At 74.6% G+C, this 13,707-nt stretch carries 15 protein-coding genes; all 15 read left to right on the top strand.

Annotation, left to right across the window (positions count from 1 at the left end):
• Positions 1-19: 19 nt before the first annotated feature.
• A complete protein-coding gene (locus ACFFJG_RS01280; protein ID WP_378516805.1) occupies positions 20-544 on the top strand; it encodes a hypothetical protein in 525 nt (174 codons plus the stop codon).
• Positions 544-807, top strand: a complete 264-nt coding sequence (locus ACFFJG_RS01275; RefSeq protein WP_378516804.1) for a DUF6167 family protein — start codon at positions 544-546, stop codon at positions 805-807. The genes ACFFJG_RS01280 and ACFFJG_RS01275 overlap by 1 nt, the downstream gene beginning before the upstream one ends.
• Complete coding sequence (alaS, locus tag ACFFJG_RS01270; protein ID WP_378516803.1) at positions 807-3,509, top strand: alanine--tRNA ligase; 2,703 nt, start codon at positions 807-809, stop codon at positions 3,507-3,509. Before ACFFJG_RS01275 ends, alaS begins: the two co-directional genes overlap by 1 nt.
• 2 nt (positions 3,510-3,511) lie before the next feature.
• Positions 3,512-3,973 carry a Holliday junction resolvase RuvX gene (gene ruvX / locus ACFFJG_RS01265; RefSeq protein ID WP_378516802.1) on the top strand — a complete coding sequence of 154 codons (462 nt, stop codon included), beginning with the start codon at positions 3,512-3,514 and terminating at the stop codon, positions 3,971-3,973.
• A complete protein-coding gene (gene mltG, locus ACFFJG_RS01260; RefSeq protein ID WP_378516801.1) occupies positions 3,966-5,144 on the top strand; it encodes an endolytic transglycosylase MltG in 1,179 nt (392 codons plus the stop codon). Before ruvX ends, mltG begins: the two co-directional genes overlap by 8 nt.
• Positions 5,145-5,175: 31 nt before the next feature.
• Positions 5,176-6,000, top strand: a complete 825-nt coding sequence (locus ACFFJG_RS01255) for a shikimate dehydrogenase (RefSeq protein WP_378516800.1) — start codon at positions 5,176-5,178, stop codon at positions 5,998-6,000.
• Positions 5,997-6,728, top strand: a complete 732-nt coding sequence (locus ACFFJG_RS01250; protein WP_378516799.1) for a prepilin peptidase — start codon at positions 5,997-5,999, stop codon at positions 6,726-6,728. The genes ACFFJG_RS01255 and ACFFJG_RS01250 overlap by 4 nt, the downstream gene beginning before the upstream one ends.
• A 12-nt stretch (positions 6,729-6,740) precedes the next feature.
• On the top strand, positions 6,741-7,919 hold the full coding sequence (gene aroC, locus ACFFJG_RS01245) for a chorismate synthase (protein ID WP_378516798.1): 1,179 nt from the start codon (positions 6,741-6,743) through the stop codon (positions 7,917-7,919).
• The gene (locus ACFFJG_RS01240) at positions 7,916-8,428 is read left to right on the top strand and encodes a shikimate kinase (RefSeq protein ID WP_378516797.1); all 513 of its coding nucleotides are present in this window, start codon (positions 7,916-7,918) and stop codon (positions 8,426-8,428) included. The genes aroC and ACFFJG_RS01240 overlap by 4 nt, the downstream gene beginning before the upstream one ends.
• A complete protein-coding gene (gene aroB / locus ACFFJG_RS01235; protein WP_378516796.1) occupies positions 8,425-9,534 on the top strand; it encodes a 3-dehydroquinate synthase in 1,110 nt (369 codons plus the stop codon). The genes ACFFJG_RS01240 and aroB overlap by 4 nt, the downstream gene beginning before the upstream one ends.
• A complete protein-coding gene (locus ACFFJG_RS01230; RefSeq protein ID WP_378516795.1) occupies positions 9,531-10,325 on the top strand; it encodes a DUF402 domain-containing protein in 795 nt (264 codons plus the stop codon). The genes aroB and ACFFJG_RS01230 overlap by 4 nt, the downstream gene beginning before the upstream one ends.
• Positions 10,322-10,753, top strand: coding sequence for a type II 3-dehydroquinate dehydratase (locus ACFFJG_RS01225; RefSeq protein WP_378516794.1), 432 nt, complete (start codon positions 10,322-10,324; stop codon positions 10,751-10,753). Before ACFFJG_RS01230 ends, ACFFJG_RS01225 begins: the two co-directional genes overlap by 4 nt.
• 34 nt (positions 10,754-10,787) lie before the next feature.
• The gene (locus ACFFJG_RS01220; protein ID WP_378516793.1) at positions 10,788-11,627 is read left to right on the top strand and encodes a PhzF family protein; all 840 of its coding nucleotides are present in this window, start codon (positions 10,788-10,790) and stop codon (positions 11,625-11,627) included.
• Between the two features lie 113 nt (positions 11,628-11,740).
• The gene (locus ACFFJG_RS01215) at positions 11,741-13,501 is read left to right on the top strand and encodes a glycoside hydrolase family 15 protein (RefSeq protein ID WP_378516792.1); all 1,761 of its coding nucleotides are present in this window, start codon (positions 11,741-11,743) and stop codon (positions 13,499-13,501) included.
• Positions 13,498-13,707 (top strand): SDR family NAD(P)-dependent oxidoreductase (locus ACFFJG_RS01210; RefSeq protein ID WP_378516791.1); only part of this gene is annotated, 210 nt, incomplete at its 3' end. The genes ACFFJG_RS01215 and ACFFJG_RS01210, both read left to right, overlap by 4 nt.

Raw genomic sequence — 13,707 nt, 5'->3', positions numbered from 1 at the left:
CGGCTTATAGGCTGTCCCGGTGACGACGGAGCAGGCGTGGCAGCTGGCCACCGCGGTGGCGTGCGTGCTCGCGCTCCTCGCGCTGGTCCTCGCCGCCCGGGCCGGCGCCCGCGCCGCCCGTGCCGAGCGTTGCGTCAGCGACCTCGACGCTCACATCGCCGCGCAGCCCGCGTCGAGCCCCGCGTCGACCCCCGCGTCCATCCCCGCGTCCACCCCCGGGGCAGCCGCGGCGGAGGTGCCGCAGGAGCAGGCGGCGACGTACGTCATCACCGGTCTGACCACCGACGCGGCCCCGGTCCCGGTGGCCCGCGACATCGACGGGCGGCTGTTCGCCGACATCGTCGCCCGGGAGACCGTGGTCAAGGCGGCTGCCTGGACCCACGGACTGCGGCGCGCGCTCTCGCCCGAGAGCCGCAACCGGATCCGCTTCGAGGCCCGGCAGGAGGCCCGCCGGGCCGGCCGGGAGCGCCGGGCCGAGATGAAGCAGGCACTGCGCGAGTTCCGTGCCCGGGCGCGCACCGAGCTCGGGGAGGACGTGGCCTGATGGGACGCCCACTCTGGTTCGTCGCCGGGGCGGGGGTCGGGGTCTACGCCGCCGCCCGCGCCCGCCGGGTCGCCGAGTCCCTGACCGCCGACGGCCTGCGCGACCGCGTGCGCGGCTGGCAGGCCGGCGCACGGGTCTTCGCCGAGGAGGTCCAGCAGGGCCGGGCCGAGCGCGAGACGGAGCTGCGCGAGCAGCTCGGGCTCCGGCCTCATGGACCGCACGAACTGACCGGATCCACCGATACCCCCAAGGACCTGCACTGATGGACACCGCCGAGATCCGCCGCCGCTTCCTCGCGCACTTCGAGGCCGCCGGTCACGCCGTGGTGCCCTCGGCCTCCCTGCTCGCCGACGACCCGAACCTGCTGTTCGTGCCGGCCGGCATGGTGCCGTTCAAGCCGTACTTCCTCGGTCAGGAGACGCCGCCCTACGACCGCGCCACGAGCATCCAGAAGTGCGTGCGCACCCCCGACATCGAGGACGTCGGCAAGACCACCCGCCACGGCACGTTCTTCGAGATGTGCGGCAACTTCTCCTTCGGCGACTACTTCAAGGAGCAGGCCATCGAGCTGGCCTGGAGCCTGCTCACCGGCCCCGTCGACGACGGGGGCTACGGCCTGGACCCCGACCGGCTCTACCCCTCGGTCCTGGTCGGCGACGAGGAGGCCATCGGCTTCTGGACGAAGACCACCGGCTTCCCCCGCGAGCGCATCGTCCAGCTGGGCAACAAGGAGAACTACTGGTCGATGGGCGTGCCCGGACCCGGCGGCCCCTGCTCGGAGATCCTCTACGACCGCGGGCCCGAGTGGGGACCGGACTTCGACCCCGCCACGCTGGGCCCCGACATGCCCTACGAGCTCGAGGACCGGCTCCTCGAGATCTGGAACCTCGTCTTCATGCAGGACGAGCTCAGCGCCGTGCGCTCCAAGACCGACTTCGACATCTCCGGCTCGCTGCCGAAGAAGAACATCGACACCGGCATGGGCCTGGATCGCGTCGCTTTCCTGCTGCAGGGCCGGAACAACATGTACGAGATCGACGTGATGTACCCGGTCATCGAGAAGGCCGAGGAGCTCACCGGCAAGAAGTACGGCGCCGACAAGGACGACGACGTCCGCTTCCGCGTGGTCGCCGACCACGTGCGGTCCTCGATGATGCTCATCGGCGACGGCGTCACGCCCGGCAATGACGGCCGCGGCTACGTGCTGCGGCGGCTGCTGCGCCGCGCGGTGCGCTCGATGCGCCTGCTGGGTTGCGAGGACCGGGTCCTGCCCGAGCTGATGCCGGTCTCGCGCGACCGGATGGGCCAGACCTACGACAACCTCCTCACCGACTGGGCCCGCATCTCCCAGGTCGCGTTCGCCGAGGAGGACGCGTTCCGCAAGACCCTCCAGGCCGGCACCCAGATCTTCGACACGGCCGCCGAGGAGGTGAAGGCCACCGGTGGGTCGACCCTGTCGGGCGAGCGTGCGTTCGCCCTGCACGACACCTACGGCTTCCCGATCGACCTCACCCTCGAGATGGCGGCCGAGCAGGGACTCGTCGTCGACGAGCAGGGCTTCCGCGGCCTCATGGCCGAGCAGCGCGAGCGCGCGAAGGCCGACGCCCGCGCCAAGAAGGGCGCTCACGGCGACACCGCGGCCTACCGCAGCATCTTCGATGCGCACGGACCGACCGAGTGGCTGGCCTACGAGACGCTCGAGACCGAGTCGCGCCCGCTGGCGCTGCTCAGCGGTGGCGCACCCGTGCAGCGCCTGGGCGAGGGCGAGGTCGGCGAGCTGGTGCTCGACCGCACCCCCTTCTACGCCGAGTCCGGCGGCCAGGTCGCCGACGCGGGCACGATCGTCTTCGACGGAGGCCGGCTCGAGGTGATCGACGTCCAGCGCCCGATCAAGGGCCTGGTCGTCCACCAGGTGCGCGTGCTGGAGGGCGAGCTCGACCCGGGCCGCGAGGTCCACGCCCGCGTCGACCCCGAGTGGCGCACCGGCGCGCGCCAGGCGCACTCCGGCACGCACGTCGTGCACGCCGCCCTGCGCGAGGTGCTCGGCCCCACCGCGCTCCAGTCGGGCTCCTACAACCGCCCCGGCTACCTCCGCCTCGACTTCGGCTGGACGAAGGCGCTGAGCCCCGAGCAGGTGCGCGAGGTCGAGCGCGTCTCCCAGCAGGCGCTGCGCGCCGACCTCGCGGTGTCGTGGGACTACATGACCCTCGACCAGGCCAAGGAGTGGGGCGCGATCGCGCTCTTCGGCGAGACCTACGACAACACCAAGGTGCGCGTCGTCGAGATCGGCGGACCCTGGTCGCGCGAGCTCTGCGGTGGCACGCACGTCGACCACTCCTCGCAGATCGGCACCGTCGTGGTGACCGGCGAGACGAGCGTGGGCTCGGGCAACCGCCGCATCGAGGCGCTCACCGGCGTCGAGGGCTTCGGCTACCTCGCCCGCGAGCGCGACGTGGTCGCCCAGCTGACCGGTCTGCTCAAGGCCCAGCCCGACGACCTCGTCGACCGGGTCCAGGCGATGACCGAGCGGCTCCGGTCGACCGAGAAGGAGCTGGAGAAGATGCGCCTGGCCCGGCTGCTGGGCGCCAGCGCCGAGCTCGCGGCCGGGGCGGAGCAGGTCGGGCCGGTGCGACTGGTCGCCCACCGTGCCGACGGCGCCGCCGGCGGTGACGTGCGCAACCTCGCCCTGGACGTGCGCGGCCGGCTCCCGCAGGGCGAGCCCGGCGTCGTGGTGGTCATCGGGCAGGCCGACGGCAAGGTGTCGGTCGTGGCCGCGACCAACGACGAGGCCCGCGCCCGCGGCCTGTCGGCCGGCGAGCTGGTCCGCGCCGTCGGTCCGCTGCTCGGCGGCAAGGGCGGCGGCAAGGACGACGTCGCACAGGGCGGCGGCACCGACGCCTCGCGGATCGACGAGGCGCTCGCCCTGGTCGCCCGCGAGGTCGCCGCCCGTACGGCGCAGGGCTGAGCGTGCGGCCAGGCGTGCGGCTGGGTCTCGACCCGGGGGACTCCCGGATCGGGGTGGCCAGCAGCGACCCCACCGGCTTCCTCGCCACCCCGGTGGAGACGGTGCGCCGCGGCGGGGGAGACCTACGCCGGATCGCCGCTCTCGTCGCCGAGCTCGGGGCCGTGGAGGTCGTCGTCGGCCTGCCGCGCTCGCTCAGCGGCGCCGAGGGACCGGCGGCCGCCAAGGCCCGCGACTTCGCGGGCAAGGTGGCGCGCCGAGTTGCACCGGTCCCCGTCAGGCTGTGTGATGAGCGACTGACCACGGTGTCGGCCGAGCAGGTCCTGCGCGAGCAGGGCCGCAAGGGCGCCAGGCGACGTGCCGTGGTGGACCAGGCCGCCGCCGTGCTGATCCTGCAGACTGCACTCGACACGGAGCGCTCGAGCGGACAGGCACCCGGAGAGATCGTCGAGGTGAACGATGAGTGAGCACGAGGCCCGGCCCGGCGCCGGACCCGAGGACGACGGCTCGGACGCGCCGTACGAGTACGTCCCCGGCGGCAAGCGGCGCAAGAGCCGCGGCGGCAAGGGCTGCCTCGCCGTCCTCGTCGCGCTCGCCGTGCTCGTCGGCGGCTTCTACTTCGGCATCACCAAGGGCGTGTCGTTCATCGCCGAGCAGTTCGAGGGCCCCGACGACTACCCGGGGCCGGGCACGGGCAAGGTCGAGTTCACCGTCAACGAGGGCGACTCGGTCGCCCAGATCGGCCGCAACCTCAAGGCAGACGGGGTCACCAAGTCGGTGCAGGCGTTCATCGACGCTGCTGCCGGGGAGCCCGACTCCAACGGCATCCAGGTCGGGGCGTACCAGCTCAAGAAGGAGATGAAGGCCGCCGACGCGCTCGACGTCCTCATCGACCCCGGCAACCTCATCGGCTACCCCACGGTCACGATCCCCGAGGGGCTGCGACTCACCGAGATCGTGTCCACGCTGGCGGAGAAGACCGAGTTCCCGGAGGCGGCGTGGAACCGCGCGCTGGAGTCGGGGAAGATCGGTCTGCCCGACTACGCCGGCGGCAACGCCGAGGGCTACCTCTTCCCGGCCACCTACGAGATCAAGCCCGGCATGAAGCCGGTGGCGATCCTCAAGGCGATGGTGGCGCGCTGGCGCGAGGCCGCCGACGAGGCCGGGCTGGAGGAGCGGGCCGCTGCGCTGGACCACACCCCCGGCGAGCTGATGATCATCGCCTCGCTCATCCAGGCCGAGGGACGCGGCAGCGACATGCCGAAGATCTCGCGGGTGATCTACAACCGCCTCGACGGCCCCGGCGACAAGGGCGGCACCAACGGCACGCTCGGCATCGACGCGGCCATCGCCTACGGGCTCGGCCTGTCGCCCGGCTCGACCGAGCTGACCCCCGACCAGCTGGCCGAGGACACGCCCTACAACACCCGGTTGAACCCCGGCCTGCCGCCGACGCCGATCGAGGCGCCGGGCGACGACGCCATCGCCGCGGCGGCCAACCCGGCCGAGGGCAACTGGTACTACTACGTCACCGTCGACCTCTCCACGGGCGAGACGAAGTTCTACGACGACTACGACGGCTTCCTGGAGGGCCGCGACGAGTACAAGGCCTACTGCGAGACCTCCGACCGGTGCTGACCGGCGAGGGGGCGGCGGAGGACGGCCGGGCGTGAGCGCGCGTCGCTGCGGCGTGCTGGGCGACCCGGTCGCCCACTCGCTGTCGCCGGCCCTGCACCGGGCGGCCTACGACGTGCTCGGGCTCGACTGGTCCTACGACGCCCACCGGGTGCCGTCGGGCGGGCTGCCGGCGTTCCTCGCAGGGCTCGACGGGCAGTGGCGCGGGCTGTCGCTGACCATGCCGCTCAAGCGGGAGGTCGTGCCGCTCGTCGACCGGCTCACCGACCGGGCCCGGCTGGCCGGCGCGGTCAACACCGTCGTCCTCGAGGACTCCGGTGAGCGCCTCGGCGACAACACCGACCTGCCCGGGGCCGCGGCCGCGGTCCGGGAGCGCACGCCGGTGCCGCTGACGTCGGCCGTGGTCCTGGGCGGCGGCGCGACGGCGGGCTCGGTCGGGCTGACGCTCGCCGACCTCGGGGTGCGCTCGATCGAGGTGCGGGTGCGCGAGGCGGCCCGTGCGGCCGAGACGGTGGCGGTGCTGCGCTCCCACCCGGCGGGCGTCGACGTGCGCGTGGCCGGGCTCGGCGCCGCCCCGGTGGAGGCCGACGTGGTCGTCTCCACCATCCCGGCGTCCGCGCAGGTCCCGGCGCTCGTCGAGGCGTGCCGTGGCGTGCCGGTCGTCTTCGAGGCGCTCTACGACCCGTGGCCCACCCCGCTCGCGGCGTCGGTGACCGACGAGCAGGTGCTCGTCGGCGGCCTCGACCTCCTGGTGCACCAGGCCGCGCTCCAGCTCACCCTCTTCACCGGCCTCGACGCGCCGCTGGAGGCCATGCGCGAGGCCGGGCGGCGCGCGCTCGCCGAGCGGGGCCGCGCGTGAGCAGCACGCTGGTCGCCGCGCTCGTCACCGCGCTCCTCGGCGGGCTCGGCGGACTGCTCGTCCCGGCCCTCGTGGCCCGCATCCCCGAGCCCGCGCCGGTGCCGGAGGAGGAGCGCCACGAGGGCGAGCCCCCCAAGGTGCCCTACGCCGACCTCGCCGCGCGCCCGGGGCTCGGCCCGCGCTGCGCGGTCGTGTCCGCGCTCGCGGCCGGGCTCCTCGGGTGGAGCACCGGGCCGGACTGGTCGCTGCTGTGGCTCGTCCCGCTGACACCGGTGGCGGTCTCGCTCGCCTTCATCGACTGGCACACCCGCCTGCTGCCGAAGGCCGTCGTGGTGCCGGCCACCCTGGCCACGGTCGCCCTCGTGGTGGCGGTCGGCCTCGCGACCGACGAGCGCGCCTCCCTGGTGCGTGCGCTCGTGGCGCTCGCGGTGGTCTTCGTCTTCTACTGGCTGCTGTGGTGGTTCCTGCCGGGGGCCGGCATGGGCTACGGCGACGTCCGGCTCTCCGCGCTCGTCGGGCTCGTGCTCGGCTGGGTGAGCGGCGGCACGGCGCTGCTGGGCGTCTGGTTCGGCATGGCCCTCCTCGGCGTCCCGGGGCTCGTGGTCGCGATCGTCCGGCGGGACCGCAGCCTGATGCGCACGGCGTACCCCTTCGGCCCGGCGATGCTGGTCGGTGCCCTCGTGGGTCTCGTCTGGGGGACCGCGCTCGCCGGGCGCATCTGGGGCTGAGAGACTGGGGCCATGCTCCGATGGCTCACAGCAGGCGAGTCCCACGGCCCCGCGCTGGTGGCGATCCTCGAGGGGCTCCCCGCCCACGTCCGCGTCACCACCGACGACCTCGCCGACTCCCTGGCGCGTCGACGCCTGGGCCACGGCCGCGGTGCGCGGATGAAGTTCGAGCAGGACCAGGTGCGCGTCCTCGGAGGCGTCCGCCACGGCGAGACCCAGGGCGGACCGGTCGCCATCGAGGTCGGCAACACCGAGTGGCCCAAGTGGGAGAAGGTGATGTCGGCCGACCCGGTCGACCAGGTGGAGCTCGACGCGCTGGCCCGCAACGCCGCGCTGACCCGTCCGCGGCCCGGCCACGCCGACCTCGTGGGCATGCAGAAGTACGACTTCGACGAGGCCCGCCCGATCCTCGAGCGCGCCTCCGCGCGCGAGACGGCCGCCCGCGTCGCGCTCGGTCGGGTGGCCTCCAACTTCCTCGAGCAGGCCGTCGGCGCGCGCATCGTGTCGCACGTCGTCTCGCTGGGCGGCGTCAGGGCGCCTGCCGGCTCGGTCCCCGGGCCCGACGACGTCGCGCGCCTCGACGCCGACGAGGTCCGCTGCCTCGATCCCGACGCGAGCGCCGCGATGGTGGCCCGCATCGACCAGGCGCACAAGGACGGCGACACCCTCGGCGGCGTCGTCGAGGTCGTCGTGCACGGCCTGCCGCCGGGCCTCGGCTCCCACGTCCACTGGGACCGCCGGCTCGACGCCCGGCTGGCCGGGGCGCTGATGGGCATCCAGGCGATCAAGGGCGTCGAGGTCGGCGACGGCTTCGAGCTCGCCGACACGCCCGGCTCGCTGGCCCACGACGAGATCGTGCCCACCGACGAGGGCCTGCGGCGCACCTCCGGCCGCTCCGGCGGCACCGAGGGCGGCATGTCGACCGGTGAGGTGCTGCGGGTGCGGGCGGCGATGAAGCCGATCGCCACCGTGCCGCGCGCGCTGCGCACCGTCGACGTCGCGACCGGCGAGGCCACGGTGGCCCACCACCAGCGCTCCGACGTCTGCGCGGTCCCGGCGGCCGGCATCGTCGCCGAGGCGATGGTGGCGCTGGTGCTCGCCGACGCGGTGGTGGAGAAGTTCGGCGGCGACTCGGTCACCGAGACCCGGCGCAACGCCACGGCGTACCTCGACACGCTCCGGTTCCGGTGAGCGCCGCCGTGGCCCCGCGCGTGGTGCTGGTCGGCCCGATGGGTGCGGGGAAGACGACGGTCGCCACCCTGCTCGGCGACGCCTGGGGCGTGCCGGTGCGCGACACCGACGCCGACATCGTCGAGACGAGCGGTCGTGAGATCGCCGACATCTTCGTCGAGTCCGGTGAGGAGCACTTCCGCGACCTCGAGGCGGCCGCCGTGGTCGCCGCGCTCGCCGAGCACGACGGCGTGCTGGCGCTCGGGGGCGGCGCGGTGCTGCGCCCGGAGACCTGCGACCTGCTCGCGGACCAGACGGTGGTGTTCCTCCGGGTCGGTCTCTCCGACGCGGTGCGCCGGGTCGGGCTGGGCGTGGGCCGTCCGCTGCTGCTCGGCAACGTGCGGGCCCGGATCAAGACCCTCCTCGACGAGCGCACCCCGATCTACGAGTCGGTCGCCGACCACGTCGTGGAGACCGACGGGCGCACGCCCGAGGAGGTCGCCGCCGAGGTCCGGGAGCTGCTGTCGTGACCGCGCCGACGAGCGACACCGTCATCCGCGTCGGCGGCGCCTCGCCCTACGACGTCGTGGTCGGGCACGGCCTGTCCGGCCGGCTGCCGGGCATCCTCGGCGACACCGTCGAGCGGGTCGCCGTGCTCTACGCCGGCACCCTGGGCGCCCTCGCCGACCCGGTCGTCGACGCCCTGGTCGAGCACTACGACGTCCTCGCCCTCGGCCTGCCCGACGGCGAGCGGGCCAAGACCGCCCCGGTGGCGGCCGACTGCTGGGAGGCGCTCGGCGAGGCCGGGTTCACCCGCTCCGACGCCGTGGTCACCATCGGCGGCGGGGCGACGACCGACCTGGGCGGCTTCGTCGCGGCGAGCTGGCTGCGCGGCGTACGCGTCGTCCACGTCCCGACGACGCTGCTCGCGATGGTGGACGCCGCCGTCGGCGGCAAGACCGGGATCAACACCGGTGCCGGCAAGAACCTCGTCGGCGCCTTCCACGAGCCCGCCGGTGTCCTGTGCGACCTGTCGCTGCTGGAGTCGCTGCCCCGCGAGGAGCTCGTCGCCGGACTCGGCGAGGTCGTCAAGTGCGGCTTCGTCGCAGACCCGGCGATCCTCGACCTCGTCGAGCGCACCGACCCCGCGGCGATCACGTGGGACTCCGCCGAGCTGCGCGAGCTCGTCGAGCGCGCCGTGCGGGTCAAGGTCGACGTCGTGGTCGACGACCTCCGCGAGACCGGCGGCTCCGGCGGCCACCCCGGCCGCGAGGTGCTCAACTACGGCCACACCCTGGCCCACGCCATCGAGCGCACCAGCGACTACACCGTGCGGCACGGCGAGGCCGTGGCCATCGGCTGCGTCTACGTCGCCGAGCTGGCCGCCCTCGCCGGCTCGCTCCCGCCCGGGCTGGTGGAGCGGCACCGTGCCGTGCTGTCCCGCGTCGGCCTGCCCACGACCTACGACGCCGCGTCCTTCGAGGAGCTCCACGCGGCGATGAAGGTCGACAAGAAGGCGCGGGGCTCCCAGCTGCGCTTCGTCGTGATCGACGACCTCGCCGCGCCGCGGATCCTCGCGGGCCCCCGCGAGGACGACCTGCGCGCGGCCTACGCGTCGCTCTCCCCGCGCGGATGACCGAGGTGCCGGAGGACGAGACCGCCGTCAGCGCGTCCGGCGGCACCATGGCACGCCTGAGCGGACCGGCCTCGCCGCGCGAGGTCGACCTCGCCGTGCTCGAGGGGCTGCGCAGGTCCGAGGGCGACGGTCCGTGGCGTCCTGCCGGCACCGCCCCGTTCCTGGCCGAGGGTGCCGTCGTGCAGTGGCGCTACGGGCGGAGGTGCGACCCGATGCGGGTCGTGCGCGACGACGAGCGCGGACTGGTGGCGTGGCTGGCACCCGGCACGGAGGTCCTGTCCTCGGCCCCGGAGGACGGCCTCGCGCTGCGCGACCGGCCGCTGGCGGAGCGGTTCCTGGGCGAGCGCGTCCCGACCCTCGGGACGTGGCAGGGCGGCGGCATCCTGCGCATCGCGCCCACGGCGCGCCCGTGGTCGGTGTGGGTGTTCCTCGAGGACGACGGCGCGCTCGCCGGGCACTACGTCAACCTCGAGCTGACCCACCGTCGGCACGGCGACGAGACCAACACGCGTGACCTGGTCCTCGACCTGTGGCGGGAGGCGGACGGCACCCTGTGGCTCAAGGACGCCGACGAGCTCGCGGCCGCCGTGGACAGCGGTGTCCTCGCCCTCGCGCAGGCCGAGGAGGTGCGCGCGATCGCGGAGTGGGCGCGTGCCGAGCTGGTCGAGGGCCGCAGCTGGCCGCTCGGCGAGGAGTGGACGACCTGGCGACCGCCGTCGGACTGGGTGGTGCCGGCCCTGCCGGACACGGCCGACGTCCGCGCCGCGCGGAGCCGTACGCTGCCGTCATGACGCGCGTGCTCGTCCTCAACGGCCCCAACCTCGGCCGCCTCGGCCGGCGGCAGCCGGAGATCTACGGCTCCACCACCCACGCCGAGCTCGCGCACCAGTGCGTCGCGTGGGGGAGCGAGCTGGGCCTCGAGGTCGAGGTGCGCCAGACCAACCACGAGGGCGACCTGCTCGACTGGCTCAACGCCGCCGCCGACGACGGGGTGTCCGTCGTCCTCAACGCCGGCGCCTGGACCCACTACTCGCTGGCGCTCTGGGACGCCTGTGCCCAGCTCACCGCGCCGCTGGTCGAGGTGCACATCTCCGACCCGAAGCAGCGGGCGGAGGAGTTCCGGCACACCTCGGTCGTCGAGCCGCACGCCGCGACCACCATCGCCGGGCAGGGCGTCGACGGCTACCGCCAGGCGCTCGCCTTCCTCGCCGCCGGCTGACGGGTCTCCCCGGCAGGGGTGGCAGGATCACCGCGTGCTGTCCTTCCGCCAGGTCGACGTGTTCAGTGCCGAGCCGTGGCTCGGCAACCCGCTCGCCGTCGTGCACGACGCCGACGGCGTCAGCGACGACCAGATGGCCGACTTCGCCCGGTGGACCAACCTCTCGGAGACCACCTTCCTCTGCGCCCCGACCGACCCGGGCGCCGACTACCGCGTGCGCATCTGGACCCCGGCCGGCGAGCTGCCCTTCGCCGGCCACCCCACGATCGGCAGCGCCCACGCCTGGCTGGAGGCCGGGGGAGTGCCGCGCGAGGACGTGCTGGTGCAGGAGTGCGGCGCCGGCCTCGTCGACGTACGCCGCTCGCCGCGGCTCGGCTTCACCGCACCGCCGCTGCGACGCTCCGGGCCCGTGGACGACGACCTGCGGGCGCGGGTCCTCGCCGGGCTCGACGTGGACGCGTCACAGGTGCAGGACATGGCGTGGATCGACAACGGCCCCGGCTGGGTGGGCGTCGACCTCGGCTCGGCCGACGTCGTGGTCGGCCTCGTGCCCGACATCGCCGCCTTCACCGACCTCAAGGTCACCGTCCTCGGGCGCTGGGGCGACGCGCGCGCCTCCGAGCTGGGGGCCGACGTAGAGGTGCGCGCGTTCTTCGCCGACGGACGCGACTTCACCGAGGACCCGGTCACCGGCAGCGCCAACGCCGGGCTGGCCCAGTGGCTGATCGGGGTGGGCGCGCTGCCGCCGTCGTACACCGCGCGCCAGGGCTCGGTCATCGGCCGGGAGGGCCGGGTCCGGCTCGAGGCCGTCGGCGAGCGGGTCTGGGTCTCCGGCGACGCGGTCACCCGCGTCGTGGGCGAGGTCGACCTCTAGGCCCCCGGGCCGGCACGCCGGGGGCGACGCCTTGAAAGCGTCGCCCCGACCGCATATACATGCCGTAGCGCATACATGTGCCGTCGGCGATGCCGTGAGGAGGGCGTGGGCCCGTGCCGCAGACCTTGAGGCAGTACGCACTGCTCGCCGACGGTGAACGCGGCGCGCTCATCGGACCGCGAGGCGACATCGGATTCCTGTGCGCGCCCCGCTGGCACGACGACGCGGCGTTCAGCGGGCTGCTGGGCGGGCGTGGCGCGTACACGGTCACCCCGCGCGACGAGCGTTTCACGTGGGGCGGCCACTACGAGCGGGGCAGCCTGGTCTGGCGCAGCCGATGGGTGACGACGGGGGCGGTCGTCGAGTGCCGGGAGGCGCTGGCGTACCCGGGGGAGCGGGACCGCGTCGTGCTGCTGCGCCGGGTCGAGCCGGTCCGTGGCTCGGCGCAGGTGCGCGCGGCGCTGGACGTCCGGGCCGGGTTCGACCAGCACGACATGGTGGTGCGCCGGACTGCGCCGACGACGTGGGAGGGCACGTCGGGCGACCTGACGTTCCGGTGGACGGGGGTACCCGGGAGCGCCCGGCAGTACGACGGGCCGGTGGTGGCCGACCTCGACCTCGCCGCGGGGGAGCACCACGACCTGGTGCTGGAGATCGCCCGCGGCCCGCTGCCCGCCCGTCCGCCGCGCCCGGCAGACCTGTGGCGCCGCACCGAGGAGGCATGGGCGGACGGCCAGCCCGACCTGGGGGCCTCGGTGGCGCCCCGGGAGTCCCAGCACAGCTACGTGGTGCTGCGCGGGCTCACCAGCGCTGACGGCGGGATGGTCGCCGCCGCCACGACCTCGATGCCCGAGCGCGCCGACCGCGGCCGCGACTACGACTACCGCTACGCCTGGATCCGCGACCAGGCCTACGCCGGGCAGGCGGCCGCGGCGGTCGGGGCCGACGACCTGCTCGCCCGTGCCGTCGGGTTCGTCGGCGACCGCGTGCTCGACGACGGCGACCACCTCGCCCCGGCGTACACGGTCGACGGAGGGCCGGTGCCGGAGGAGCGGCCCGTGTCGCTAACCGGCTATCCCGGCGCCCCGGTGAGGGCGGGCAACCACGTCACCGGCCAGTTCCAGCTGGACGCCGTCGGCGAGAGCCTGCTCCTGCTCAGCGCCGCGGACGCCCGGCTGGGGCTCGACTCCCACGGCACCCGAGCCGTCGAGTCGCTGGTCAGCACCGTGCGGCGACGGTGGCGCGAGCCCGACGCCGGCATCTGGGAGCTGGAGGACCGTCGGTGGGCGCACTCGCGCCTGATGTGCGCCGCCGGCCTGCGCGCGGCGGCCGCCCGCCGCGGGGGAGCGGCAGGGCGGGAGTGGGACCGCCTCGCCGACACCCTGGTGCGCTCGGTGGACGAGGACTGCCTCCACCCCGACGGCCGCTGGCAGCGCGCCCCCGACGACCAGCGCGTCGACGCCGCCCTCGTGCTGGCGGGGGTGCGGGGTGCCGTGCCGGCCGGTGACGAGCGGCAGCGGCGCACGCTCGCCGCCGTGCTCGACGAGCTCGCCGACGACGGTTACGTCTACCGCTTCCGGCAGGACCGCCGCGAGCCGCTCCACGCGGAGGAGGGCGCGTTCGTGCTGAGCGGCTTCCACGTCGCACTGGCCCTGCTGCAGCAGGGCGACCTCACGGCAGCGGTGCGCTGGTACGAGCGCAACCGCGGCGCGCTGGGGCCACCGGGCCTGTTCGCCGAGGAGTTCGACGTCGTGCAGCGGCAGCTGCGCGGCAACCTGCCGCAGGCCTTCGTCCACGCCCTGGCCCTGGAGACCGGGCACCGGCTCGCCGCGGCGGGGCTCGCCGACCGCGGCTTCATCGAGGAGGACAGATGAGCACCACACCCACGTCGCACCCGTCACGCACGGTCGTCATCACCGGGGCGTCGGGCGGCATCGGCCGCGCGACCGCCCGGATGCTCGGCGCGCGCGGCTACCGCCTGGCACTGCTGGCCCGGGGCGAGGTCGGCCTGGCCGCCGCCCGCCGCGAGGTGGAGGCGGCCGGGGGGCAGGCGATCACAGTGGTCGTCGACGTCGCCGAC

This window comes from Nocardioides zeicaulis (assembly GCF_042432345.1).
Taxonomy (GTDB): Bacteria; Actinomycetota; Actinomycetes; order Propionibacteriales; family Nocardioidaceae; genus Nocardioides; species Nocardioides zeicaulis.
Note: the sequence above shows the minus strand (reverse complement) of the source record. Positions and strands in the feature narration are given on the sequence as shown.